Here is a 24,216-nt window from a genome sequence, read left to right as displayed (position 1 = left end):
CAATCACAATAACAATGAACAGCACCCCGCAATCCGCCGCCAAATCCCCGATTTCTCCGGTCATTCCGTTCGCCGCCACCCTATTCGCCAGCGCCACGTTGATGTTCGTGCTGCAGCCGATGTTCGGCAAAATTCTGCTGCCCTTGCTGGGCGGCACCCCGGCGGTGTGGAATACCTGCATGGTGTTTTACCAGACCCTGCTGTTCCTCGGCTATTTGTATGCCGATTGGCTCAGCTCGCGTTTCGGCAGCCAGCGCCAATTGCAAATCCATACCGCATTACTGATTTTCAGCGCAATCGCCTTACCGGTGGCGTTGCCGGACAATGCCGCGCCACCCACCGCCGGCAATCCGACTTTATGGCTGGTTTGGACCTTGTTTCTGGCTATCGGCCTACCCTTCTTCGTCGTATCGACCACGGCGCCGTTGTTGCAAAAATGGTTTTCGCATAGCGGCCACCATAGCAGCGGCGATCCTTACTATCTCTACGCCGCCAGCAACGCCGGCAGCCTGCTGGCCTTATTGAGCTACCCGTTTTTAATCGAACCTAATCTGGGCTTGGCCACGCAACGGTTGGTCTGGAGCGGCGGTTACGTGGGATTGTGCTTGCTGATTTTGCTGTGCGGCATCAGTTTTTGGCGCAATCAGGCCGACAAGGCCGACGACGAGGTCTTGGCCGACGCCGGCGTCGAACCGCCGACCACGCTACAGCAATTGCACTGGCTGGCCCTGGCATTCGTCCCGTCCAGCCTGCTGCTGGGCCTGACCCAATTCATCAGTACCGATATCGCTGCAGTGCCGCTGTTGTGGATCGTGCCGCTGACCCTGTACCTGCTGACCTTCATTCTGGTGTTCAGCACTTGGGCAGACCGGCTGCGGCCATGGATGCTGGCGGCGCAACCGGCGGTATTGACGGTGTTCATCGCCTACTCCTTCATCAACCCGGCCACACTGCCCTACTGGCTGGATCTGATTCTGCACTTGATCGCGTTTTTCCTGGCGGTGATGGTCTGCCACGGCGAACTGGCAAAAAGCCGGCCGCATCCGCAATATCTGACCCGTTTTTATCTGGTCATGTCATTTGCCGGCATGCTAGGCGGATTGTTCAACACCTTCGTCGCCCCGTTCGTCTTCAACTCGGTCTACGAATACCCGATCATGATCGTCGCGGCGTTGTTGTTGCGTCCCGGCTTTTTCGACGGCAAATGGTTTCTACAGCCGATTTTCCCGGCCGTGGTGTTGACGGTCGGTCTGATCGTTTATTTCAGCAGCCGCGACTTGTTCGATTATCTGGACCTAATCGGCGGCGCGCTGATCCTGCTGGCCGGTATCAGTTACTCGTTGCGCCGCAACCCGCTCGCGTTGGGCTCTCTGACCGGAGTGATACTGCTATTTACGTTGGGCCTGCACAGCATGGCCTCCAACACGCTGTACCAGGAACGCACCTTCTTCGGTGTGATGTCGGTACGCGACACCGTGATACCCGACGAGAACCAGAAGCCGGAAACCGTACACGAGCTGTACCACGGCACCACCAAACACGGCGCGCAACGCCTAACGCCCGGCAACCTGACGACCCCGCTGACCTACTACAGCAAGCCCGGCCCGATCGGCCAGGTATTCGCCGAATTCGACAACGAGAACCAGCACTGGAATATCGGTGCGGTCGGCCTCGGCGCCGGTGCGCTGGCCTGTTATTTCAAGCCCGGCCAACAATGGACGTTTTACGAAATCGATCCGCTGGTGGTGGACGTGGCGCAAAACCCGAAATGGTTCAGCTATCTAAGCCGCTGTAACCCGCAAGCCGAAATGGTGGTCGGCGACGCCCGCCTGTCGCTGGTTAAAGCCGCCGACCGCAGTTTCGATCTGTTGGTGATGGACGCCTTCAGTTCCGATGCGGTGCCGACTCATCTGCTGACCCGCGAGGCATTGCAGCTATACTTCGCCAAGCTGAAAGACGACGGCCTATTGGCGTTTCACATCACCAACCGCCACTTGGCTTTGAAAAAAGTATTGGCCGACCACGTCAACCAATTGCATCTGGCGGCCTTGCTGCAGGAATTTAAACCGGAAACCGATGTCCCTCTGGTGCTTGCCACCGACTGGGTGGTGATCGCCAAGAATCCGGAGCGCCTGCAACGCTTGCAGCAAAGCCGGCTCGGGCATTGGCAAAAATTACCGTTGACCTTTGGCTTAAAACCTTGGACCGACGACTTCACGCACATCATTGGAATTTGGAAATAGGAAACCGCATGCTTATTAAGGATCTGGCCCAACTCTGCGACGCTAACGTACACGGCGGCGATGCGTCGGCCTTCATCAACTCCGCCGCAGACATCATGTCCGCCCACGCCCACCAGGTTACGGTGTTGAGCGACGCCAAATACAAAAAATATTTAAAAGACACCCAGGCCTCGGCCTGTTTTATCAGCGAAGCCTTGATCGACGGCGATATCCCGGACAATTTGGCCCTGCTGGTGTGCAAGGACCCGGAAATCAGCTTCCTGAACGCCGTCAAGGCGCTGCACCCGGAACCGGTGCTAAAACGCCAAGTGTCCGAGCATGCGGTGTTAGCCGATACCTCGACGCTGGGCTACGACATCCACGTCGGCCCGTTCGCCACGGTCGGCCAGCACAGCAGCATCGGCGACAGCAGCACCGTAGAGGCCGGGGCCCGTATCGGCAACCACGTCTCGATCGGCAAACACTGCCATATTCACCCGAATGCGGTGATTTACGACCACAGCGTGATCGGCAATAACGTCATCATCCATGCCGGAGCCGTGATCGGCGCCGACGGCTTCGGTTACAAATTCCGCGACAACCAGCACGTCAAAGTGCCGCACGTCGGCCACGTCGAAATCGCCGACAACGTCGAAATCGGCGCAAACACCTGCATCGACCGCGGCGCGCTGGGTGCGACCAAAATCGGCGCCGGCAGCAAGATCGACAATCTGGTGCAACTGGGCCACAACAACATCGTCGGCCGCAACGTCATCATCTGCGGCCAATCCGGTATCTCCGGCTCCTGCACGATAGAAGACGGCGCAATTCTGGCCGGCAGCACCGGCGTCGCCGACCACGTCAAAATCGGCTCCCGTGCCGTGGTGATGGCGCGCAGCGGCATCTCGGCCGACGTCGATCCCGGCGCCCAAGTGTTCGGCAGCCCGGCCAAGGACCGCAAAGTCGCCTGGCGGGAATTGGCGGCGCTGGCCAAGCTGCCGGAACTGCTGCAGAAATTCAAAGCGCTGGAAGCGCGAATCGCCAAACTGGAAGAATAAAGCCACCCCAACTGCGAGGAAGACGGCCATGAACGATAAACAACGCGTCGCCCACTATGCGGCCCAGCAAGTGCAAAACGGCATGGTCGTCGGCCTCGGCACCGGCTCCACCGCCAATTTTTTCATCGAAGAACTGGCGCGCCGGCAAAGCGAAGAAAACTTGAAATTCAAAGTGGTGTCCAGTTCGGTGGTCAGCGCCAACAAAGCCAAACAGTTGGGTTTGGCCTTGCTCGGTATCGAGCACATCGACGGTCTGGATTTATACGTCGACGGCGCCGACGAGGTGGCGCCGGACCTGACACTGCTGAAAGGCCGCGGTTACGACTTGGTACGGGAAAAATTGCTGGCCAAGGCCGCCGACTCGTTCTTGGTGCTGATCGACGCCAGCAAACGGGTAAAGCGGATCGGCGAGAATTTCCCGATACCGATCGAAGTCAGCCCGTTCGCCTGGCGCCTGGTGCAGCGTAGTGTGGCGGCAATCGGCGGCCACGGCAACCTGCGGCAAACCCCGAACCAGGACGGCCTGGTGGTCACGTCGCACGGTAGCCTGGTGCTGGATGTGACTTTCGAATCCAATCTGGACGGCAAAACCCTGAACGAACGCCTGAACGCGATTCCCGGCATCGTCGAACACGGCATTTTCAGCGGCCTGACCCGCGCGGTATTCTGCGGCCACGACGGCAAAGTCGAGGAGCAATGGGCTTAGCCGGCTTGCCGGATTCCTTTCCTGCGTTAGCCTGCAAGCCCGGCTTTGCCCCACTGCTTTTGGGGTAGATAGGGCCGGAAAACTTGGTCCATAATCGGCCGATTGCGGTTTCCACCAAGAAGCCGCCCCCAATTTCAACGACCGCTGGTCTTGAAAATCCGGCGCCCGCCAACGCAGCGCCACCCGGACTTAGCTCCGGTTCCTACTGGCTGAAATCGAGAGGAGAATCGCATGTCACAATTAGAAAAAAACCAGGAAGCGCCCTTCTTCCGCGCCGTCAACCAACACAATAAACCGGTTTATCTGGCCGACTATCAGGGTGAAAAGAACGTCGTGCTGTACTTTTATCCGAAGGACGACACCCCCGGCTGTACCGTAGAAGCCAACGACTTTACCGGCCTGGCCGACGAATTCGCGGCGCTGGATACCGTCGTGATCGGCGTCAGCAAAGACGATTGCGAAAGCCATCGCGCCTTCATCGCCAAATACGGCCTGAACGTACAACTGCTGGCCGACACCGACGGCACACTGTGCGACAGTTACGGCACCTGGCAGGAAGTGGAAAAGGACGGCATCAAAAAATGGAAAATCGTTCGCTCAACTTTCATTATCGATAAAGACGGCAAGCTGGTGGAAGCCATGTACGGCGTCAACCACGAAGGCCACGCCCAAGCGGTATTGGATATCGTCAAAGGTTTGGCGGCGGCTTAACCCGGCGGGACGGCCGGGTTGCGGCATGCGCCGGAACCCGGTTCCCGTTTTTAATATCGCCAACCCCTTCGCTAAGGCCGCCAGGCCGACACTTCGTTCCGACCTTACCCTGTTCCTATTGCTGCCAAACGGGCCGACGTACAATTCAGCCACTACGTAACGCTACGATAGCCGAGCCAAATAAGCTCCGGCATTTCATTTTCCGCAGCCGCGGCCAAATATAAAATTCTTATATTTTCTTTATCCCGGTAAACGCCATTTTTACGGCATTTTTACCGGCCGGTCTTTACCCTATCGCCACCCAATCGATAACGGCTGCAAAGCCGGCTTAATTTAGTGGAGGTAACGATGGACACCCTGTATTTGCTGGTAACGGCCGTCTTCTTCGCCGCCACCGTCATGTTAGTGGCGGGCTGCGATGCGCTGAGGGGGCAAGCATGAGCTGGATTTATTTACTGAGCGGCGGGCTGGCGCTGGCCGTGTTCGTCTATCTGCTGGTCGCGCTGTTTTGCCCGGAGAAATTCTGATGAACGGACCGGATTTTTTGCAAATCGCTATTTATCTGATCGCGCTGATTGCGCTGGCCAAGCCGCTGGGCAGTTATATGGCGCGGGTTTATCAAGACGAGTCGGTGGGCTTGAACCGCTGGTTCGCCGGGCTAGAACGGTTGTGTTACCGGCTGAGCGGGGTCGATCCCGAGCAAGACATGCGCTGGCAGCAATATGCCTTGGCGACCTTGGCTTTCAATCTGTTCGGCTTGTTGGCGGTCTATGGCTTACAACGCTTTCAAGACGTTCTGCCGTTGAATCCGCAAGCCTTGCCGGCGGTGCCCCCGGATTCGGCGTTCAATACCGCGGTCAGCTTTGCCACCAATACCGACTGGCAAGGTTATAGCGGCGAGGCGACGATGAGCTATCTGACGCAAATGCTGGGGCTGAACGTGCAAAACTTTCTGTCGGCGGCCAGCGGCATGGCGGTGCTGGTGGCGTTGATTCGCGGCTTCGCCCGCCGCAACGCCCAGGGTATCGGTAATTTCTGGGTCGATATGACCCGCAGCACCTTATACATCCTGCTGCCGCTGTCCTTGCTGCTGTCGCTGGCGCTGGTCGGCCAGGGCGTGGTGCAGACCTTCAACCCGGATCGGACTGTAAGCTTGTTGGAAACCTCAAACAATACGGTTGATGCGCAGTCGATGGGTTTAGCTCCCTCGCCTGCTGGAGAGGGTAGCGGTGAGGAGAATCAAACTGGCAAATCGACCAAACAAATCCTGGCCCTGGGTCCGGCCGCCTCGCAAATTGCCATCAAGCAATTAGGTACCAACGGCGGCGGCTTCTTCAACGTCAACTCGGCTCATCCGTTCGAGAACCCGACGCCGCTGTCCAACTTTTTGGAGATGCTGGCCATTCTGCTGATTCCGGCCGCGCTGTGTTACAGCTTCGGTTTTATGGTCGGCGACACTCGCCAAGGTTGGGCCATTCTGGCGGCGATGACGCTGGTTTTCGTCGCCTTGATCTTCGTCACGGTACCGGCCGAGCAACACGGTAACCCGGCCCTGACGGCATTGAGCGTCGATCAAAGTATCGGCGCACAACAAGCCGGCGGCAATATGGAAGGCAAGGAAGCCCGCTTCGGCATCGTCAATTCCGCTTTATGGGCGGTAGCGACCACCGCCGCCTCCAACGGTTCGGTCAATTCGATGCACGACTCCTACACGCCCATCGGCGGTATGGTCCCGATGTGGCTGATGCAACTCGGCGAAGTCATTTTCGGCGGCGTCGGTTCCGGTTTATACGGCATGATCGTATTCGCCATCGTCGCGGTGTTCATCGCTGGCCTGATGATAGGCCGCACCCCGGAGTATCTGGGCAAAAAGATCGAAGCGTTCGAGATGAAAATGGCCGCCATCGTCATCTTGATCCCGCCGTTGATGGTGTTGGGCGGCACCGCATTGAGTCTGATGCTGGACGCCGGTAAGGCCTCGATCTTCAACCCCGGTGCCCACGGTTTCAGCGAAGTGCTGTACGCCTGGTCTTCGGCCGGCAACAACAACGGCAGCGCTTTCGGCGGCTTGTCGGCCAACGTGCCGTTTTACAACTTCTGGCTGGGGCTGGCGATGTTGTTCTCCCGCTATTGGCTGATGATTCCGGTGCTGGCGATTGCCGGTTCCTTGGCCGCCAAAAAGACGGTGCCGGTCGGTCCCGGCACGCTGCCGACCCATACGCCGTTATTCGCGGTGTTGCTGATCGTCACCGTGCTGATGGTCGGCGCGCTGACTTTCGTGCCGGCACTGGCTTTAGGGCCTATCGTCGAGCATTTGCAAATGCTTAAACCGTAGACCGATAGCGCCGTAGGCCGGAATAAGCCCACCCGGCGTTAGCAAGGGTGGGCGTTTCCGGCAAAGCCATTCGCCGGAAACAGCGGTTTGCGCTATCGCCGTAACTGCTTTATTCCGGCCGACATAGAATCGATATAGGAAACACTATGACCAGCAAACCCGCAACAACGTCCTTGATGGACCCGCAAATCCTGCAACAGGCGTTTTTCGACGCCTTTGCCAAACTGACGCCACGCCAGCAATGGAAAAATCCGGTGATGTTCGTGGTCTACCTCGGCAGCATGCTGACTAGCGTATTGTGGCTGCAAGCCTGGAACGGCGGCAGCGAAGAACCGGCCGGTTTTATCCTGGCGATTACGCTTTGGCTGTGGTTTACCGTGCTGTTCGCCAATTTCGCCGAAGCGGTCGCGGAAGGCCGCAGCAAGGCCCAAGCCGCCTTTCTGCGCAGCGCCAAGCGCGACATCGCCGCCAAAAAGCTGGATGAAGCGAAATATGGCGCCAACTACAGCAAAGTCGCCGGTTCCAGCCTGCGCAGAGGCGACGTGGTGCTGATCGAAGCCGGCGACTTCGTACCGGGCGACGGCGACGTCATCGAAGGCGTGGCCTCGGTCGACGAAAGCGCCATTACCGGTGAGTCGGCGCCGGTGATCAGGGAATCCGGCGGCGACTTCAGTTCGGTGACCGGCGGTACCCGGGTGTTGTCCGACTGGCTGGTGGTGCGCATTACCACCAATCCCGGCGAGAGCTTCCTCGACCGGATGATCGGCATGGTGGAAGGGGCCAAGCGCCAGAAAACCCCGAACGAAATCGCCCTGACCATTTTACTGGTCGCGCTGACCTTGGTATTTCTGCTGGCCACGGTGACCTTGCTGCCGTTTTCGATTTACAGCGTGGAAACCGCCGGCAGCGGCAGCCCGATTAGCGTCACGGTATTGGTGGCCTTGCTGGTTTGCCTGATCCCCACCACGATCGGCGGCCTGTTGTCGGCCATCGGCGTGGCCGGCATCGGCCGGATGATGCAGAAAAACGTCATCGCCACCTCCGGCCGGGCGGTGGAAGCGGCCGGCGACGTCGATGTGCTGCTGCTGGACAAAACCGGCACCATCACCTTGGGCAACCGCCAAGCCTCCGGTTTCTTTCCGGTCAAGGGCGTATCGGACAAACAACTGGCCGATGCCGCGCAACTGGCCTCGCTGGCCGACGAAACTCCGGAAGGCCGCAGCGTGGTGATACTGGCCAAACAAAAGTTCGGTTTACGCGAACGCGACATTCATTCCCTGGGCGCCACCTTCGTCCATTTCAGCGCGCAAACCCGGATGAGCGGCGTAAATCTCCCCTCTCCCACTGGGACGACTGCATGGACGCAGGAGGTAGAGCAACGCCAGGAGCAGTTGCCGAGAGGGGACGGGGGTGACGGGTTGCGGCAAATCCGCAAGGGCGCCGCCGACTCCATCCGCCAGCACATCGAAGCCCAAGGCGGTAAATGGCCGGCCGAACTGAAGAACCTGGTCGACGATGTCGCGCGGCGCGGCAGCACGCCGCTGGTAGTCGCCGAAGGCGACAAGGCCTTGGGCGTGATCGAGCTCAAAGACATCGTCAAGGGCGGCATCAAGGAACGCTTCATCGAGTTGCGGCAGATGGGCATCAAAACCATCATGATTACCGGCGACAACCGTCTGACCGCCGCCGCCATCGCCGCCGAAGCCGGCGTCGACGACTTCCTGGCCGAAGCCACGCCGGAAGCCAAATTGGCCTTGATCCGCCAGCACCAAAGCGACGGCCGGTTGGTGGCGATGACCGGCGACGGTACCAACGACGCCCCGGCGCTGGCGCAGGCCGACGTCGCGGTGGCGATGAACAGCGGCACTCAGGCCGCCAAGGAGGCCGGCAACATGGTCGATCTGGATTCCAACCCGACCAAGCTGATCGAAATCGTCGAAACCGGCAAGCAAATGCTGATGACCCGCGGCGCGCTAACTACCTTCAGCATCGCCAACGACGTCGCCAAGTATTTTGCGATCATTCCGGCCGCGTTTGCGACGACTTATCCGGTGCTGAACGTGTTGAACGTCATGCAGTTGGCCACGCCGGCCAGCGCGATCCTGTCGGCGGTGATTTTCAATGCCTTGATCATCATCGCCCTGATCCCGCTGGCGTTGAAAGGCATCAAATACCGCCCGGTCGGCGCCGAGCAACTGCTGCACAACAACTTGCTGATCTACGGCGTCGGCGGCTTGATCGTGCCGTTTATCGGCATCAAGGCCATCGATTTGTTTTTGGTAGCCATGAACTTGGTGTAAGGAGCGACTATGTCCAGTTATTTAAGACCCGCAGCGACGATGCTGTTGCTATTAACGTTCATTACCGGCGCCGCCTATCCGGCACTGGTTACGTTAATTGCCCAAACCCTATTTGCCGAGCAATCCAACGGCAGTGTGATCAAAACGGCCAATGGCGATGCGGTCGGCTCAAAACTGATAGGGCAAAGCTTCAGCGAACCGGAATACTTTTGGAGCCGGCCGTCGGCCACCGCGCCTTATCCTTACAATGCCGCCGCCTCCGGTGGCTCAAACCTGGGGCCGACCAATCCGGCGTTGGCCGACGCCGTCGCCGCCCGCATCCAGGCCCTGAAACAGGCCGATCCGGATAATAAAGCGCCGGTGCCGGTCGATCTGGTCACCGCTTCCGCCAGCGGCCTGGACCCGCATATCAGTCCGGCGGCGGCGGAATACCAATTGAAACGCGTTGCCAGATTAAGAAAAATCGATGAGCGCCAATTACGGGATTTGATCCAAGCCAACAGCGAAGGCCGGCAATGGGGCGTATTCGGCGAACCCAGGGTCAACGTGTTACGACTGAATCTGGCATTGGACGCCGCTAGTTTTCCTGCTCCGAATTAGCCTATCCGATCCGGCACAGAAAACGGCAAAACGCGGCCGGCGCGAATGGGGTTTTAGACGCGAGAGCCGGCCGCGGTCTGCTTCCGGCCACAAGCAGGAAGATACGAGGGTAAACAATCAGCGCTGGCGCGCGTTGCAAACTCCGGTTTAAATTTCGTCGGTTCCGGCTATCAGCCAACCGAGCTTTGCCTCACGCCGCTTGCCCGTAAATGCGTCTGGCCGTCCGGTAAAACCAGGCGGGCCGGCTCAGGATGATGGCAAAGGCGACCACCGGCGTGACCGGCAGCGGTACGATATCGACTAAAAACAGCAGCAAGAGGCTGGCGAAACTTTTGATGCGGGCCGCGCGGGTTTCGGCGGCGGTAACAAAATCGACGTCGTCGGGATAGGCGTAGATGCCGCGTACCAAACGGCGAAACCACTCGGGACGCTTGACCACGACATACATGCCGATCAAGCAACCGGGGGAAATCGGGCCGAAACCGATGATCGCGAATATCGCAAAAACCGACAAAGCTTTGAGTTGGGCGGCATTAAGCATGGTGGCGGACGGGTTTTGAGGGAAGAGCGCTAATGATAGCGAATGGGCCGGGATTCGTATCGAATCGTCTTCACGGCACCATATCGGCGTTCACCGTTGGCTTATCAATTCGGGTCAGAGAGCAGCGGTACCCAACTCCGTTGTCCGGACCGAGCCGACTCGCATGGTCCGCCCATGGAGCCTAGCCGTAATGTTAGCAAATCGCGGGCGACGGCCGAAACCGCCGCCCGTCTAGCCGACTTAGTTGAGCAAATCCAGGGCTTTGGCGGCAGCTTTTCGCTTGGCCTTGCCTTTGGCGGCCTTGACCGCGTCGCCGGCGGACTTGGGAGCGGCATCGACCTTGCCTTTCAGATTTGCAGCGGCTTCCTTGCCGGCTTTAACGGTTTCCGCGCCCTGTTTCACTTCGGCCGGCACCGCTTGCTCCAGCTTCTGCTGCGCGGCGTCTTTCACGGCTTCCTTAGCCTGGTTTTTCAAGGCGCCGGGAGCATTTTCGACGCCCTGTTTGACCTCCTGAGCCTGCTCCAAGGCTTGGTTGGCCTGCTCCGCACGTTGCACCGCGCCGGGCGCTACCGCTGCCGCCGTATCTTTTGCCGCCTGCTTCGCGACGCCTTCCAAAACGCCGGTTTCGGCAAAAGCCGCTGACGATGCCAATAGCAGCGAACCGATTAAAATAGTTTTATTTTGCATGTTGTCTCCTTGGGATTGTGTGTTATCGCGGGTCTACGATACTCCAAGCAAACTTAACCGCAAATTAACTGAGGCCATTTCGACGATTGGCCGAGAATCAACCGGCAATGCGCTGCAAGGTATCCGCCACCAGCTTTTGCGCCCGCGGCATGTCGCCGGCCTCGGCGTAGCAACGCAATTCCGGGGCATTGCCGGACGGCCGTAAATGCACGATGTCGCCACTGGCAAAGGTCAAACGCAAGCCGTCGGTAGTGTCGCTAGCGACAGGCGCCCCCAGGGTGTCGCCCCACAGGCCGCGATAGGCGCTGGCGTCGGCTTGCAAGCGCTCCAATAAGGCGCGGCTGTTGGCAACCGGAAATTCTTGAATCCGGTCGCTGGCGGTAAAGCGTTGCGGCAAGCCTTGCAGTAAACCGGACAATTTGATGCCCTGCCCGCGCGCCATCGCCAACAAGGCCAGCGCCGGCAACAGCGAATCGCGGGTCTGCAAAGCCGCCAAGCGCTTACCGTTGACAGACAGGCCATTGCCGGCCAGAAAACCGCCGTTGGCTTCGAAGCCGGCCACGCCGCCTTCAGTCACCTGCTCCATGCCGGCAATCACATACGGCGAGCCGATCCGAGTGCGAATCACGTGTTTGAACCAACCCGAGGCTTCGATTGCGGTATTGCAACTGACCGGCGTCACCACGGTGTCGGCGCCCAGAAATTTGGCGCACAGCAAACCGACGATATCGCCACGCAACCACTCGCCGCTCTCGTCGCCGATCAGCGGCCGGTCGCCGTCGCCGTCGGTGGAAATCAGCGCATCGAGTCGGTATTGCGCCGCCCAGTCGCGGCCACGTTGCCTGTCCGCTTCGCCGACCGCTTCGGTATCGATCGGCACGAAGGTCTCGGTGCGCTCCAAACCAATCACTTCGGCGCCCAATTCGGCCAGAACTTCCTTCAACACGTCGCGAGCAGCGCTGGAATGTTCGTAAACCCCTACCCGCCAGCCGGCCAGCAAATCCTTGGCGAATAAACTGGTGTAGCGCTGGCGGTATTGGCTTAATGCCGCCGGATTGACGGCCGGCAATTCGGCGGCGGCGGCTTCGACTGTTACCGTCGCGCTTGTCATCGCCGCCTCGTCGGCTTTGCTGATCTCGCCGTCGGCCCGGTAAAACTTGATGCCGTTGCGGTCGAACGGAATGTGGCTGCCGGTGACCATGATCGCCGGAATGCCTTCGGCCAACGCATATAACGCCAGCGCCGGCGTTGGCAGCACGCCGCAGAAATCCACCTCGCAGCCGGCCTGACGTATGCCGGCGACGCAGGCTTGGGCAATCTCCGGACTGGACGGCCGCAAGTCCATGCCCAGGGCAATGCGCTGGCCGGGTCGGCTCAGGTTCAAAGCTTGAATAAACGCCAAGGTATAAGCGGCACAGACTTCGCCGCTCATCTGGCTGACCAAGCCGCGCGCGCCGCTGGTGCCGAACGCAACGCCGCTGTCGGCCATCATTTGTTGGATGTTGATTGTTGTCATGGTAGGGATAATGATTGAAACGGTGACGAAAAATGGCGGCCGCGCCGGCCGCGTCACCCACCATGATAGAGAAAAGCCGAGATTCGGCAAACCGATTCTTAGCGATTGACGGAATGTTTACTGCGGCTGGCAATGCATGCTGCGGATAAAATCTTGCAAAGTCTGGCCGGCGTCTTCGCTGAAGGCTTCGTCCAGCACCAGCGCGCGCTCAATGCGATCCAAGCGAAAATTGCGGAAGTCGTCGCGCAGTTCGCACCAGCCGACCAAGGTCCAGACGTTACCCCAGAAATACAGCCCCAGCGGCCGGATCCGGCGCTGGCTGAATTCGCCGTCGCCGCGGCGGTAGTCCAAGTGCAATACGCGTTTGGCGTCCAGCGCGTTGCGGCAAATGTCCATAGTAACGTCCAAATCTTCGCGCGGCGAAAATCGCAGCGCGAACAATTTGGAACGCTCCAACCGGTCGCGCAGTTCGGTCGGCACCACCGCCGTGACCTTGTCCAACACCGATTGCGCCGAACGGCCCAACTCGGTGCCAGCCCAGGTCTTGACCATGCGGGCGCCAACCACCAGCGCCTCCAGTTCGGCAGCACTGAACATCAGCGGCGGAACGTCCAGGCTGTGGCGGAGCGCGTATCCGACGCCGGCCTCGCCTTCGACCGGAATGCCGGACAAACTCAACACCTGAATGTCGCGGTAGATGGTGCGCTCCGACACTTCCAGGCGCTCGGCCAGCGCTTTGGCCGTGACCAAACGGCGGTTGCGCAGAATCTGAACGATCTGAAACAAGCGGTCGGCTCTGCGCATAGCGGTTTCCGGCCGGATTAAGCCGGCGAGTACAAGCCGACCCGGTTGCCTTCGCTATCCAGCAGCAGCGCGAAATAACCGCATTCGCCGTCATGTATCGGCGTTTTCGGCATCAACACTTTGCCGCCGGCGGACTCGACTTCAGCCAAAGGTTGGCTCAGATCTTCGCCGCCGCTGAAATACACCACTGCGCCGGTCGCAGAAGGCTGGTAGTGCTCGCCTTGCACCAGCATACCGCTAACCGCACCGTCTTCGGCCTCGAAAATCGCCAACTGCATGCCGCTCATGTCCTCCAGCTTGAAACTGGCGTTCAGCACGCTACGGTAAAACTGCTGGGCGCGGCCGAGGTCGGTGGCGGGCAATTCGAACCAGGTTGCGATATTTTGATTCATGACAGATTCCTCCATTGGTTTAAAAGAGCCGCCATCCTAAAGCAGCCCTGCTGACAGCGTGGTGTCAGCAATGTTTGCCGCTAGCGCCGGCCGCCCAGCAACGACCCCAGTACGCCGCGGATGATTTGCTTGCCGACTTCCTGGCCGATGCTGCGCGCCGCGCTTTTCGCGGCCGCTTCCAACACGGTCTCCGCCGAGCGCCGGCTGCGTTTGCTAGCAGACTTACCGCCGCCCAACAACACGTCGCCCCAATCGAAACCGCCGCCAGCTTCGGTCTTAACCTCTCTACCGGCTTTGCCTTTCAGAATTTCGTAAGCCGATTCTCTATCGACCTGCTTTTCGTAATGGCCGGCGATCACCGAATCAGCGATGGTTTGTTGTCGCTCGGCGTCGCTGGCGGGACCGATCCGCGAACGCGGCGGCTTGACCAATGCCCGCTCGACCACGGCCGGCGTGCCTTTAATTTCCAGAAACGACACCAAGGCCTCGCCGACGCCCAGTTCGCCGATGGCCGCAGCGACATCCAACTTGGGGTTGCTGCGGAAGGTCTCGGCGGCGGCCTTGACCGCTTTTTGGTCGCGCGGGGTGAAGGCCCGCAACGCATGCTGCACCCGGTTGCCGAGCTGGCCCAGAATGACATCCGGAATATCCAGCGGATTCTGGCTGACGAAATAGACGCCGACACCTTTGGAGCGGATCAGCCGCACCACCTGTTCGATTTTCTGCAACAGCGCGGCCGGCGCGTCGTTGAACAGCAAATGCGCTTCGTCGAAGAAAAACACCAGTTTCGGTTTGTCCAAATCACCGGCTTCGGGCAGATTTTCGAACAACTCGGACAGCAGCCACAGCAACAGCGTGGCGTAAACCCGCGGCGAGTTGTATAGCGTGTCGGCGGCCAGAATATTGATTACGCCGCGGCCGCCCTCGGTTTGCAACAGGTCGTTGAAGTCCAGCGCCGGCTCGCCGAACAGCTTTTCGCCGCCTTCGTGCTCCAGTTGCAGCAAACCGCGCTGAATCGCGCCGACGCTGGCGGCGGAAATGCTGCCGTATTCGTCGGCCAGTTCCGATGCATGCTCGGCGGCGTATTGCAGCATCGCTTTCAGGTCCTTCAAATCCAGCAGCAGCCAGCCGTTGTCGTCGGCGATTTTGAAGGCCGCGGTCAACACGCCGCTCTGCACCTCGTTCAGATTCAGCATCCGCGCCAGCAGCAGCGGCCCCATCTCCGACACGGTCGAACGCAACGGATGGCCTTTCGCGCCGAACACGTCCCAAAACAATACCGGCGCCGCCGCCGGTTCCAGTGCCGGCAGACCCAATTCGGCCAAGCGCGCGTCGACCTTGGCGTTGCCGCCGCCGGGCCGGCTCAAGCCGGACAAATCGCCTTTGACGTCGGCCATGAATACCGGCACGCCGATCTCGGAAAAGGCCTCGGCCAGCGTTTGCAAGGTAATGGTCTTGCCGGTACCGGTGGCGCCGGCAATCAAGCCGTGGCGATTGGCCATAGCCGGCAACAGGTGCAATTCGGCGGTGGCGGATTTGGCGATCAGCAGCGGTTCGGTCATCGAAAAAAATATCCTTGGGTTGGAAAAAACCGGCCACAGCCGGTAGGTGTTAAAGCAGGCCGGTCAGATCGGCTTCCAGCTCGTCGTAGGCGCCAAAGCGGCTGGCGCGCAGGATGCCGGCCCTATCGATCAACAGATACGACGGCGTGCCTTGCAGCCGGTAACGCTCGAAGGTTTCCGGACGGAACGGCCGCTGCGCGAAATAGGCGCGCAGGCGGGCGCGGATGGCTTGGCGTTCCGCCGGCGGGCGAGTTTCGAAATCGGGCAGTTGTTCACCGACAAAAGCGTCGATCTCGGCCTCGATATTATCAAGCGTTTGCGGCGCCAGTCGGTCCATCGCCACCGGAAAGCTCAAGGAGTACGGCAGCCGCTCGCCTTGCAGTAGCGCGTGATGTTTCAGCAGTTTTTCGGTTTCGCCGATCACGCGGCCGCTTTCCAGCAGCAAGCGTAAATTGCCGAGCGTATTTTTGTCGAAATCCTCGAACGCCGTGGCCAGGCCCAACACCGTCAGGCCATGGTCCTGGTAGCGCCAATGCAAATCCTCCGCCCGCGGCAGGCAATACAAAAAACAGCCGGGGCAATTGACCTGGAATACCGCCACCAGCACCACGCGATCGGCCAAGTCGGCCAGTTGCGTTGGCTGGCCTTGCAGCCATTCGCCGATTGCCAACGGCGGTGCCGGATGGCCGATGCGCGCTTCCATCACGGTGTGCCTGCCGGATTAATCGCGGAAATTGTTGAATTGCAGCGGTTGTTCCAGATCCTCGCTGCGCAGCATCTGGATCACTTCCTGCAAATCGTCCCTTTTCTTGCCGGTCACGCGCACCTTGTCGCCGTTGATCGCAGCCTGCACTTTCATTTTTTTGTCCTTGATCAGCTTGACGATTTTCTTCGCCAGATCGCTGCCGATGCCTTGCTTCAAGGCAATGGTCTGGCTGGCGGTCTTGCCGGTATCGGTGATTTTTCCGCTCTCCAGCGCCGAAATATCGATGCCGCGCTTGCCCATCTTGGCGTACAAAATCGGCAGCATTTGCTGCAACTGGAAGGTGGATTCGGCTTTCAGCAAAATGCCGTCGTCGGTCTGTTCGAAATTGGCATTGGAGCCCTTGAAGTCGAAACGGGTCGAGACTTCCTTGTTGGCTTGGTCCACGGCGTTGGTCACTTCGTGGCTATCGAGTTCGGAAACGATGTCGAATGATGGCATAGCATTGATTTACAAGTATAAAAGCCAGGCAATATAACGGCGTTACCGGCATTATTCAACTGCAATCTGAGCGACGGTGCGGCCTTGTCGGCCAGCGGCGAAACGGGTATCTTTAGCCGACAACGGAGGAGAACCCCATGAAAACACCCCCAAAACACCTGATTTTTCCGGTCGCGGCGCTGGCTCTGTTGAGCGGCGGTTTGCTGGCCGGCTGCGGCCAGGAGCAAGCCAAGACCATCGTCGCCAAGCCGGCCGGAACCCAGCATTTACGGGCGACCAGCCTGACCGGCGCGGTCAGCGGCAACGCCGGCCCGATCAAATCCGGCGAGGTTAAATTGCGCTCCGAAGCCGGCAAATTGATCGCCAGCACCGAATTGAACAACAGCCCGCGATTCGAGATACCCGTGCCGGCCAATACGCCGCTACCGCTGATTTTGAGTTACGGCTCGGGCGCCGACGAACTGGTCAGCGTGATCATCCATCCCGACTCCGGCAAATACGACATCAACCCGACCACGACCGCCATCGCCAAACAAGCCAAGGCCATGGGCGGCTACAGCCACGGCAACATGGTCAGAGCGGCCGAAGAAACCGCGCACGTGCCCGATGCCAACAAGACCACCTCGGGTTTCCGCGGCGACCCGACCACGCAGTACGGCGGCTGGCATTAAAATCAACCGCCGCTCAGCGCCTGAAAAATATAGACTGTGCCATCCTCGGGAACCCGATCCGTTAAAGTCTTCCTATCGACCAGGATGGTATCGTTGACACTGAGATAGACGTGCCGGCGCAGCGCTCCGCGTTCGTCCAGCACATAATCGCTAAATCCGGGGGCCAGTTGATCCACCGCTCGCAGAACATCGGCCACCGAACCGGTGGCAACCCTGATTTCCCGGTTCTCCAGTAGCGGAAAGAAGCGGTAAAGATGCGAGGTCATTTTTACGGTGACCATCGCGGCTAACCGAAGCGGACCGAGTAAACCGGCGGAAAGTGGTTGCCCAGGCATTGCCAGGTTTCGCCCCGATCTTCCGACAAATAGACGTTGCCGGTCGTGCTGCCGAAACACAAGCAATCACCGGCCACATCCAGCCCATGCCGGTAAACAATGTCGTAAGCGTGATCCTGCGGCAGGCCGGCCCGAAACGCTTGCCAGCTCCGGCCGCCGTCGCTGGTTCTCGCCACGCACAAGCCGCCGCCGATCGCCATCCGTTCGGAATCCGCCCGCGCCGGCACCACCCAGGCGGTCCGGCCGTCACGCCCGTCAACGGCTATCGGAAAGCCGAAATGGACGCCGGCATCCGGCAGACTGACTTTGCGCCAACTTCGCGCGCCGTCTTCGCTATAAAAAACGCCGCAATGGTTTTGTTGCCAGAGATGATCCGGTTGCGCCGGACAATGAGTCATGAAATGCGGATCGTGGCCCCATTCCGCTGCCGGATTCGGCAGGTAATCCATCAATAAGCCGCGGTTCCGGCCTTGCCAACTTCGGCCGCCGTCGCTGCTTTCCAATACGCCTGCCGACGACACCGCGACGTAAAGCCGGTTCGGATCGCGCGGATCGACGACGATGGAATGAATACCCGGTTCGAACACACCGTAATCGATACTGGCCGGCGTGCCGCCCCAGCGGTTTTCGCTGGTCGCCTCGCCGGCGAACAAATCGCCGCCCCGGCTGTCGTGGTTCCACAACGGCCGATTCAGCGACCAACTGTCGCCGCCGTCGTCGCTGACGAACAAGCCGCCGGGAATCGTGCCGGCATAAATTCGGCCCGGTTGCTCTACGCTGCCAAAGGCGAGATACCAGATCTTGAACACCGTCGCGTCTTTGTATTCGGGCTGCCCGGCCGGCGTTTCGGGATCGAAATCCGGCGTCGGCAAATATTTGACGATATAGCGCGCGCCATCCGGATACTTCAGCGACGACACGTCCTGCCAAGTCTCGCCGCCGTCGCGCGAACGCGACAGTTTCGGCCCCCAGTGGCCGTGATCCAGCGCAGCCCACAAGGTGCCATCGCGCGTATCCCGCGCCGCGTAACAAACCGGAATCCCGGCATGGACAATCGGCCGGGGCCGCCAACCGGCGGACGAGCGGTCAATAATTACGGTGCCCTTGCGGGTGCCCAGCAAAATTGTGTCTGTCATGGGTTTGCCTCATGCTAGTCGGCCGACCTTAAGACGGTCGCCGTGCAAATAATAACTCGGGACCGAAACGTACTCTCGGCCCCTAAGCGTCCAGGTTGTGGGCGCTGAGTGCCCCCTGTTTTAAAAACACTAAACCATGTGTTTCATAACGAACATCCTCACGCACTTGGCAACCTAGCGGGCCAATCAGACGATTCGTTACCGACTAGTCGATCGGATGACCATCAAATCGACATAACAGGCCCATCTATTCAAAAAAACATACGCCCCGTATAGACGGCAAAATCGCTCTGGTGACCGGGGCCGGCTAAGACATCGGGACCGGAACGGCTCAGGTCCTGGCAGCAACCGGCAAATGGGTGATCGTCAGCGATATTGAGGCAGGACGATGGGTATGGGGTGTTCCGATCAACCCCGCCGGGGAGTTTCTCCGCCGCATCGGCGAGACGGACGAGTCGCCAAGGCCACTTTGTCCTTGGCCGCCGGCGCCGCTTCATTCGTGACCTGCGCCGAGTTGGAGGCCGACGGCGGCTTTACGGCCTTCGGTTTCATCCGTCCGTTCTGGAACCGGCTCGGCAATCGACAGCAAGCGCGGATTATGGTTGTCGTACTTGCGACAATTTCACCGAAATTTATACGGTTGTTGCCGCGCACTCAACCGCGGCCAAACCGCCCAAGCCAGGCACCCCGCGACTTTCAGGCCAACCCGCAAACTGGATTGAAACTTGCTTTAGCCAATTATCAATTTCTTTTCGACGGAGCGTTTCATGGCTAGCAATGTGTTTTCCGAAATTTTAAGCGGCTTGTATGACAATCAAGTCATTCCGTATCTTGGGCCGGGCGTGTTATTCGACGCCCAGAACAAACTGACCCGCGAGCCGATGCCGGCCGACAGCGACAGCCTGATTCTGGCGATGAACGGCGGCAAGCCGATGGCTCCCAAGCTGATGTACGAATTTCCGCGCGCGGCGATGAACCAGGAACTGAAACGCGGTCGCAACTTTCTGAGCCAGTTTTTGGACAAAACCTACGGCGAAACGCAATACACCCGTGCTGCGCTGCACGACTGGCTCCAGGAATGGCGGCCGAAGTACGTGATCGACATTAACCGCGACACCCAATTGCAGGACAGTTACGCCGACGAGGAACACACATTGATCGTTGGCGTCGCCCGCATCGTCGGCACCGCATTCCGCTTTAAAATCTACCACTACGACGGCAGCGGCTATTTCGAGGTCAGTCAGGAGCAAGTCGACCGCAACCTGCCCATCCTGTTCAAGCCGATGGGCACGCCGAAACCGGAGTCCAACTATATTGCCTCGGATGCCGATTACGTCGACTACATTACCGAGCTGATGGGCGGCTTCGCCATTCCGGATTTTCTGAAGGAATACCGCATCGGCAAAAAATACCTGTTGCTCGGCTTGCCGTTGAACCGCGACTCGGAGCGGATGGTGATGAGCGATATCGTTTACGGTGCCAGCGAACCGAAAGGCTGGTTCCTCCGCAAAAACCCGACCGACAAGGAAAAACGCTTCAGCGAGCGGATGGGATTCGAATTGATCAATGCCGATGTCCAGGACTTTCTGCAATCGGTCCAAGCGGCAGCAGTAGCGGCTTAAACCGCCAAGGCCGGCGGCGGTGCAAAATTAGTCGATTGCGCCGCCGCTAGCCCGGTAACGGCAGCGCCGCCAGCAACGGCGGTTTGAAATCGAAGCCGAAATGCTTCGGGTCTTCGCCGATCACTGCGGCGGAGACGATGTAAAACACGTAATCGTAGGTCTCGGCCGGAATTTCGTATTGCTGGATGAATTTCCAGAAATTCTTGTCGCGCGGATTGTCCGGCATGTTTTCCACCATGCTCCGCACCTTGTTGTGGCCGTAGTTGTAACTGGCCATGACCAATAAGCCCGAAGCTTGGGCCTGCGTGCCGTAGATGTATTTCAAATATTTGGCGCCGGCGCGGGTGGCCTGGTTGAAGTCGAACCGGGCGTCCTGCTCGTCGTAATCGCGGGTGTTAGCCAACGGCCCCGGAACTAAGCCGTAATCCTGGCCGGTCGTGGCTAAAAACTGCCAAGCGCCCTTGGCGATGCCGAAACGGGTTTCCGGACCGACCGCTTTGCTGTCGTAATTGCTTTCCTGCAACGGCAGGTACAGAAAATATGCCGGCAAGCCTTCCTTTTCCAGCTCGCTCAATACGATAGGCGCATATTGGTTGGTTTCCAGGTTGCGAATCGCCAGTTGCAGGCGGGAACTGTTTTTCCAGTTGTCGATGTACTGCTTGACCTTGGCCACGAACTCTTCCGGCACTTCCAGTTCGCTTTCGCCGAAACCGCGCGCCACCCGCGTCACCAATTCCCGCTCGTATTCCTCGTCGGTCGGAAAACTCAGCCGTAGGAAATCGACTTGCTGCAGATAGGCCTGGTATTTGACTTTCATCGCCTTCAACCGCTCGCGCTCTTCGGCCAGACGTTTCTTTTCCTGCTGGATGCGCAATTGCTCTTCCTTGATCCGTTCCTGCGACACCCGCAATTTTTCGTCGTTGACCGCGGCCAGGGTTTGGGCCAAGGTCTCCGCGCTTTGCTCCAAACGAATGTCGGCTTGCGACAGGCTGACCTCCAACGTCTTGATGTCGTAGAACATGTTGATCGCCAGCGTCCGGGCATTGTCCAACGCAAACCGCTGGTACACCGCCAAACCGGCGACCAACACCAGCAAACCGGCCAGTGACCAGATCCATTTCTTGTAACTTTTGGTGCGTACGGTTCTATCCTCGCGGATAAAGCCACGCACCATGCGGGTATAGTCGCCCATGTCTTCCGACTCCTGCTCCGACAACAGCCGGTTACGGATTTGCTCGGGCGTCAATTGCGGGCGGGATTGGCCATGCTGCGGCGGTTGCGGCTCGGCCGGCGCAACTGCGGCGACGGCGCCCGGTTGCGGCAATACCGGTTTGGGCTGGGCGGTGGGGTCGCTGAGCTTCAGCCCGAACGGTGCCGGGCCGAAACTTATCGTCGCCGGTAGCGCCAATTTGACGTTGCCCGGAACCCGCAGCCCCTCCAGATACACGCCGTGACTGCTGTTCAGATCGTGCAACCACCAACTCCCGTCGCTGAATTTAATTTCGCAATGGTGGCGACTGACCGCCGGGTCCTGGATCACGATATCGTTGTCGGCGGAGCGGCCGACGCGAAAATCCCCGGTAAAGCTATAACCGGCGACGCTGCGGCCGGCAGCGTCCACTAAACTGGCCGCCAACCTGTTCCCACCGACCAGCAAAGTCCGATCCGGATCGGACTGCGCGGCTGCCGGCTTCGAACGCATCAGTACGGTTTTGTCGTCTTCCATCGCTACCTCGTAACCGCCTTCGGCGAAAATTCCGGCAAAGAGTAGCCGATTTCCGCGCCGGCGGCAGCTTCCGCTGCGGACCGGCCGCCGGCCGGCTAATTTCGCTGCCGATTACGCGATACTGGGGCGCTATCGGTTACAGCGGCACACCTTCGTTGTTGCGGGACATTACGACGACGTAACCGTTCTGCATGGTCGGCTCTTGGGTATAGGTCACGCCGGTATTGCTGATATCGTTCAACACCGTCTTGGTCGCACTGGCCGGGCAGATGACGTGCACGTTACCTCCCACCTTCGCCGACTGGCTTTTCGCATTGACCAACTGCTGTTTGGCTTTCGGCGCCAAATGTTTACCGGAAACCATTTTTTCATTCGGAACCACGACTTTTTGCGAATCGATGCGTTGCACGTTCTGGCCGTTCTCGACGACTTGCGAGGCTTTCACGACTTCGGTACTGGCGCCGGTTTCCTGTTGCCAGGCATTCGCCTGCTGCGTGACGGACTGGGTATAGGGATCGTTCGCTAACATGTAGGCTGTTGCCGCACCCAAGGCCGCACCGGCGCCGCAACCTATCGCCGCGTTTTTTGCGCCGCCGCCCAACAAAATGCCCAATGCGGCACCTGCCGCACAACCGCCGACACCGCCCAGGGCGGTTTGTTGGCCTTTGGACATACCGGCGCAACCGCTGAGCAACGAAACGATGGTGGCCGAAACAATCAAGGTATTTTTCATGACTAGTTCCTTAAAACGACTTTACGTGGATTAGTTGAAAAAATTGTCGGCTGCCCGGCCGATACCGGGATCGTCGTCGGCAATTCTCCGCTCTTTCTTGGGCTTGGCCGGCGCGGGAGGTTTTACTCTGGCTTTGTTGTCCTCCGCAGCGGAAACCGCGCCGATTTTAGCCGGCGCCGGTAAACGTGCACCATCCAACGGGCTTTCGGCAACCGGCTGGATCGGCATGATCGGCGGTGGCGGCAAGCGTTCGCCGGTATCCGGCTTTTTATTCGGGTCCTGGTCCGCAGTGCCGCCGTCCGCGCCATCGTTGCCCGCAAGCGGCGCCAGCGCCGCAGGAGGTTGCGACGCCGGCCCGGTGGCGACGTCGGGCGGTTTCGCAAAATCGGCGGCGCCCAGTTGCATCCATAAGAAATAGATCAGGCCGAAAGCCAACAGTGCAAGCAGAAATACCGGGCCGGGATATTCCCGGCACAAACCCCATAACTTGTTTGACGGCAGGCGAGCGGGCGCCGCCCGCATCGAATCGGCACATTCGTTGGAGACGGCAATCAGTGCATCGCAAAATTCTCTGGCGCTGGCAAAACGTTTGTCCGGGTTTTTCTCCAAGGCTTTCAGCACCAGCTTTTCCAATTTCGGCGGAATATTGCCGCATAGCGTATGCGGAGCTTTCGGCTTTTCCTCGATTTGCGATTTGATCAGGTCGTATTCGGTTTCCTTTTCGAACGGGATATGCCCGGTCAGCATTTCGTATAGCACCACGCCGACCGAATAGATATCGGATTTGGCGTCGGTATCTTTGCCTTGAATTTGCTCCGGCGAGACGTATTCCAAGGTGCCGACCAAATGGCCGACCCGGGTAAGCCTGGCGGTTTCCAGGATTCTGGCAATGCCGAAATCCAGTATTTTGACCGTATCGTGGTTGGTGACGACGATATTCGCCGGCTTAATGTCGCGGTGGACGATATTGAAGCCGTGGGCGTGGTCCAGGCCTTCCAAAATGCCGAGCGCGTACTTGACCGCTTTTTGCCACGGCAACGAGCCTGAACGTTTTATCACCGCGTCCAGAGTGTCGCCGTGGACAAACTCCAGCGCCATATAAAACTGCCCGGCCGGCAACTTGCCGAAGTTATAAACCACGGCGATGTTCGAATGGTTTAACCGCCCCAGCGCCACCGCCTCCGATCTGAAGCGGTTGACGATATCCTCCCGGGAACTCAACTCCGGCCGCAACAACTTGATCGCGACTTCCCGTTCCAGCATTACGTCGACGCCTTTATAGACTTCGCCCATACCGCCTTCGCCGATCTTTTCGACGATTTTGTAATTGTCGATTTGGTCCATAGTATTCCGGG

The 24,216-nt window shown here is 59.1% G+C and carries 24 protein-coding genes; 11 read left to right on the top strand and 13 right to left on the bottom strand.

Annotated features, from left to right (window positions below; translation table 11 throughout):
• Positions 1-14: 14 nt before the first annotated feature.
• The 8 genes from MKFW12EY_RS04455 (at position 15) to kdpC (ending at position 9,932) form a co-directional block, all read left to right on the top strand.
• A complete protein-coding gene (locus tag MKFW12EY_RS04455) occupies positions 15-2,243 on the top strand; it encodes a spermidine synthase (protein ID WP_064029298.1) in 2,229 nt (742 codons plus the stop codon).
• Positions 2,244-2,251: 8 nt separating this feature from the next.
• Positions 2,252-3,280 carry a UDP-3-O-(3-hydroxymyristoyl)glucosamine N-acyltransferase gene (gene lpxD / locus MKFW12EY_RS04450; RefSeq protein ID WP_054759435.1) on the top strand — a complete coding sequence of 343 codons (1,029 nt, stop codon included), beginning with the start codon at positions 2,252-2,254 and terminating at the stop codon, positions 3,278-3,280.
• Positions 3,281-3,308: 28 nt separating this feature from the next.
• A complete protein-coding gene (rpiA, locus tag MKFW12EY_RS04445; RefSeq protein WP_054759373.1) occupies positions 3,309-3,986 on the top strand; it encodes a ribose-5-phosphate isomerase RpiA in 678 nt (225 codons plus the stop codon).
• A gap of 231 nt (positions 3,987-4,217) precedes the next feature.
• Positions 4,218-4,697 carry a peroxiredoxin gene (locus MKFW12EY_RS04440; RefSeq protein ID WP_054759372.1) on the top strand — a complete coding sequence of 160 codons (480 nt, stop codon included), beginning with the start codon at positions 4,218-4,220 and terminating at the stop codon, positions 4,695-4,697.
• 437 nt (positions 4,698-5,134) lie between these two features.
• Positions 5,135-5,224 carry a potassium-transporting ATPase subunit F gene (locus tag MKFW12EY_RS04435; protein ID WP_064020706.1) on the top strand — a complete coding sequence of 30 codons (90 nt, stop codon included), beginning with the start codon at positions 5,135-5,137 and terminating at the stop codon, positions 5,222-5,224.
• Positions 5,224-7,032, top strand: coding sequence for a potassium-transporting ATPase subunit KdpA (gene kdpA, locus MKFW12EY_RS04430; RefSeq protein WP_221054074.1), 1,809 nt, complete (start codon positions 5,224-5,226; stop codon positions 7,030-7,032). Before MKFW12EY_RS04435 ends, kdpA begins: the two co-directional genes overlap by 1 nt.
• Before the next feature lie 146 nt (positions 7,033-7,178).
• Positions 7,179-9,332 carry a potassium-transporting ATPase subunit KdpB gene (kdpB, locus tag MKFW12EY_RS04425; RefSeq protein ID WP_221054073.1) on the top strand — a complete coding sequence of 718 codons (2,154 nt, stop codon included), beginning with the start codon at positions 7,179-7,181 and terminating at the stop codon, positions 9,330-9,332.
• Between the two features lie 9 nt (positions 9,333-9,341).
• A complete protein-coding gene (gene kdpC, locus MKFW12EY_RS04420; RefSeq protein ID WP_054759369.1) occupies positions 9,342-9,932 on the top strand; it encodes a potassium-transporting ATPase subunit KdpC in 591 nt (196 codons plus the stop codon).
• Between the two features lie 190 nt (positions 9,933-10,122).
• Here the strand turns inward: kdpC and MKFW12EY_RS04415 are convergent, their stop codons facing one another.
• From MKFW12EY_RS04415 to MKFW12EY_RS04380, 8 genes are all read right to left on the bottom strand, one after another.
• Entirely contained in the window at positions 10,123-10,473 is a 351-nt protein-coding gene (locus MKFW12EY_RS04415) for a hypothetical protein (RefSeq protein WP_245006433.1), read from the bottom strand.
• Positions 10,474-10,713: 240 nt separating this feature from the next.
• A complete protein-coding gene (locus MKFW12EY_RS04410; RefSeq protein ID WP_221054072.1) occupies positions 10,714-11,160 on the bottom strand; it encodes a hypothetical protein in 447 nt (148 codons plus the stop codon).
• A gap of 97 nt (positions 11,161-11,257) precedes the next feature.
• Positions 11,258-12,676: a phosphomannomutase gene (locus tag MKFW12EY_RS04405; RefSeq protein WP_221054071.1), complete on the bottom strand. Its 1,419-nt coding sequence runs from the start codon at positions 12,674-12,676 to the stop codon at positions 11,258-11,260.
• Between the two features lie 117 nt (positions 12,677-12,793).
• Complete coding sequence (locus MKFW12EY_RS04400) at positions 12,794-13,480, bottom strand: helix-turn-helix transcriptional regulator (protein WP_054759367.1); 687 nt, start codon at positions 13,478-13,480, stop codon at positions 12,794-12,796.
• Positions 13,481-13,497: 17 nt separating this feature from the next.
• A complete protein-coding gene (locus tag MKFW12EY_RS04395; protein WP_054759365.1) occupies positions 13,498-13,872 on the bottom strand; it encodes a VOC family protein in 375 nt (124 codons plus the stop codon).
• Between the two features lie 80 nt (positions 13,873-13,952).
• Positions 13,953-15,434 carry a helicase HerA-like domain-containing protein gene (locus MKFW12EY_RS04390; protein ID WP_054759363.1) on the bottom strand — a complete coding sequence of 494 codons (1,482 nt, stop codon included), beginning with the start codon at positions 15,432-15,434 and terminating at the stop codon, positions 13,953-13,955.
• A gap of 49 nt (positions 15,435-15,483) precedes the next feature.
• On the bottom strand, positions 15,484-16,137 hold the full coding sequence (locus MKFW12EY_RS04385; protein ID WP_221054070.1) for a peroxiredoxin family protein: 654 nt from the start codon (positions 16,135-16,137) through the stop codon (positions 15,484-15,486).
• Between the two features lie 18 nt (positions 16,138-16,155).
• On the bottom strand, positions 16,156-16,638 hold the full coding sequence (locus tag MKFW12EY_RS04380; RefSeq protein WP_054759361.1) for a YajQ family cyclic di-GMP-binding protein: 483 nt from the start codon (positions 16,636-16,638) through the stop codon (positions 16,156-16,158).
• A 137-nt stretch (positions 16,639-16,775) separates the two neighbouring features.
• Between MKFW12EY_RS04380 and MKFW12EY_RS04375 the strand changes: the two genes are divergently transcribed.
• A complete protein-coding gene (locus MKFW12EY_RS04375; RefSeq protein ID WP_221054069.1) occupies positions 16,776-17,309 on the top strand; it encodes a hypothetical protein in 534 nt (177 codons plus the stop codon).
• Positions 17,310-17,311: 2 nt separating this feature from the next.
• On the opposite strand, the gene MKFW12EY_RS04370 is transcribed toward MKFW12EY_RS04375, so the two are convergent.
• The gene (locus MKFW12EY_RS04370) at positions 17,312-17,590 is read right to left on the bottom strand and encodes a ubiquitin family protein (RefSeq protein WP_082409660.1); all 279 of its coding nucleotides are present in this window, start codon (positions 17,588-17,590) and stop codon (positions 17,312-17,314) included.
• A 5-nt stretch (positions 17,591-17,595) separates the two neighbouring features.
• Complete coding sequence (locus tag MKFW12EY_RS04365) at positions 17,596-18,780, bottom strand: WD40/YVTN/BNR-like repeat-containing protein (RefSeq protein ID WP_221054068.1); 1,185 nt, start codon at positions 18,778-18,780, stop codon at positions 17,596-17,598.
• A gap of 469 nt (positions 18,781-19,249) precedes the next feature.
• On the opposite strand from MKFW12EY_RS04365, the gene MKFW12EY_RS04360 reads away from it, so the two are divergent.
• Positions 19,250-19,555 (top strand): hypothetical protein, encoded by a 306-nt coding sequence (locus MKFW12EY_RS04360; RefSeq protein ID WP_054759358.1) that lies wholly within the window; start codon positions 19,250-19,252, stop codon positions 19,553-19,555.
• Positions 19,548-20,402, top strand: a complete 855-nt coding sequence (locus MKFW12EY_RS04355) for an SIR2 family protein (RefSeq protein ID WP_054759356.1) — start codon at positions 19,548-19,550, stop codon at positions 20,400-20,402. Before MKFW12EY_RS04360 ends, MKFW12EY_RS04355 begins: the two co-directional genes overlap by 8 nt.
• A 46-nt stretch (positions 20,403-20,448) precedes the next feature.
• Here MKFW12EY_RS04355 and MKFW12EY_RS04350 read toward each other — a convergent pair whose 3' ends face one another.
• The 3 genes from MKFW12EY_RS04350 to MKFW12EY_RS04340 all read right to left on the bottom strand — a co-directional run bounded on the left by MKFW12EY_RS04350 (position 20,449) and on the right by MKFW12EY_RS04340 (position 24,205).
• Positions 20,449-22,128 carry an FHA domain-containing protein gene (locus MKFW12EY_RS04350; protein WP_221054067.1) on the bottom strand — a complete coding sequence of 560 codons (1,680 nt, stop codon included), beginning with the start codon at positions 22,126-22,128 and terminating at the stop codon, positions 20,449-20,451.
• Positions 22,129-22,264: 136 nt separating this feature from the next.
• Positions 22,265-22,861, bottom strand: a complete 597-nt coding sequence (locus MKFW12EY_RS04345) for a hypothetical protein (RefSeq protein WP_064020690.1) — start codon at positions 22,859-22,861, stop codon at positions 22,265-22,267.
• Positions 22,862-22,891: 30 nt separating this feature from the next.
• On the bottom strand, positions 22,892-24,205 hold the full coding sequence (locus MKFW12EY_RS04340; protein ID WP_221054066.1) for a serine/threonine protein kinase: 1,314 nt from the start codon (positions 24,203-24,205) through the stop codon (positions 22,892-22,894).
• Positions 24,206-24,216: the final 11 nt, after the last annotated feature.

This window comes from Methylomonas koyamae (genome assembly GCF_019669905.1).
Lineage (GTDB): Bacteria > Pseudomonadota > Gammaproteobacteria > Methylococcales > Methylomonadaceae > Methylomonas > Methylomonas koyamae.
Note: the sequence above shows the minus strand (reverse complement) of the source record. Positions and strands in the feature narration are given on the sequence as shown.

Coding starts and splice junctions, on each gene's coding strand:
- MKFW12EY_RS04405 (WP_221054071.1), bottom strand. CDS start 12,676: ATGACAACAATCAACATCCAACAAATGATGGCCGACAGCGGCGTTGCG.
- MKFW12EY_RS04370 (WP_082409660.1), bottom strand. CDS start 17,590: ATGGTCACCGTAAAAATGACCTCGCATCTTTACCGCTTCTTTCCGCTA.
- MKFW12EY_RS04350 (WP_221054067.1), bottom strand. CDS start 22,128: ATGGAAGACGACAAAACCGTACTGATGCGTTCGAAGCCGGCAGCCGCG.
- MKFW12EY_RS04365 (WP_221054068.1), bottom strand. CDS start 18,780: ATGACAGACACAATTTTGCTGGGCACCCGCAAGGGCACCGTAATTATT.
- MKFW12EY_RS04415 (WP_245006433.1), bottom strand. CDS start 10,473: ATGCTTAATGCCGCCCAACTCAAAGCTTTGTCGGTTTTTGCGATATTC.
- kdpC (WP_054759369.1), top strand. CDS start 9,342: ATGTCCAGTTATTTAAGACCCGCAGCGACGATGCTGTTGCTATTAACG.
- rpiA (WP_054759373.1), top strand. CDS start 3,309: ATGAACGATAAACAACGCGTCGCCCACTATGCGGCCCAGCAAGTGCAA.
- lpxD (WP_054759435.1), top strand. CDS start 2,252: ATGCTTATTAAGGATCTGGCCCAACTCTGCGACGCTAACGTACACGGC.
- MKFW12EY_RS04345 (WP_064020690.1), bottom strand. CDS start 22,861: ATGAAAAATACCTTGATTGTTTCGGCCACCATCGTTTCGTTGCTCAGC.
- MKFW12EY_RS04400 (WP_054759367.1), bottom strand. CDS start 13,480: ATGCGCAGAGCCGACCGCTTGTTTCAGATCGTTCAGATTCTGCGCAAC.
- MKFW12EY_RS04435 (WP_064020706.1), top strand. CDS start 5,135: ATGAGCTGGATTTATTTACTGAGCGGCGGGCTGGCGCTGGCCGTGTTC.
- MKFW12EY_RS04410 (WP_221054072.1), bottom strand. CDS start 11,160: ATGCAAAATAAAACTATTTTAATCGGTTCGCTGCTATTGGCATCGTCA.
- MKFW12EY_RS04455 (WP_064029298.1), top strand. CDS start 15: ATGAACAGCACCCCGCAATCCGCCGCCAAATCCCCGATTTCTCCGGTC.
- kdpB (WP_221054073.1), top strand. CDS start 7,179: ATGACCAGCAAACCCGCAACAACGTCCTTGATGGACCCGCAAATCCTG.
- MKFW12EY_RS04380 (WP_054759361.1), bottom strand. CDS start 16,638: ATGCCATCATTCGACATCGTTTCCGAACTCGATAGCCACGAAGTGACC.
- kdpA (WP_221054074.1), top strand. CDS start 5,224: ATGAACGGACCGGATTTTTTGCAAATCGCTATTTATCTGATCGCGCTG.
- MKFW12EY_RS04385 (WP_221054070.1), bottom strand. CDS start 16,137: ATGGAAGCGCGCATCGGCCATCCGGCACCGCCGTTGGCAATCGGCGAA.
- MKFW12EY_RS04355 (WP_054759356.1), top strand. CDS start 19,548: ATGGCTAGCAATGTGTTTTCCGAAATTTTAAGCGGCTTGTATGACAAT.
- MKFW12EY_RS04390 (WP_054759363.1), bottom strand. CDS start 15,434: ATGACCGAACCGCTGCTGATCGCCAAATCCGCCACCGCCGAATTGCAC.
- MKFW12EY_RS04395 (WP_054759365.1), bottom strand. CDS start 13,872: ATGAATCAAAATATCGCAACCTGGTTCGAATTGCCCGCCACCGACCTC.
- MKFW12EY_RS04440 (WP_054759372.1), top strand. CDS start 4,218: ATGTCACAATTAGAAAAAAACCAGGAAGCGCCCTTCTTCCGCGCCGTC.
- MKFW12EY_RS04375 (WP_221054069.1), top strand. CDS start 16,776: ATGAAAACACCCCCAAAACACCTGATTTTTCCGGTCGCGGCGCTGGCT.
- MKFW12EY_RS04340 (WP_221054066.1), bottom strand. CDS start 24,205: ATGGACCAAATCGACAATTACAAAATCGTCGAAAAGATCGGCGAAGGC.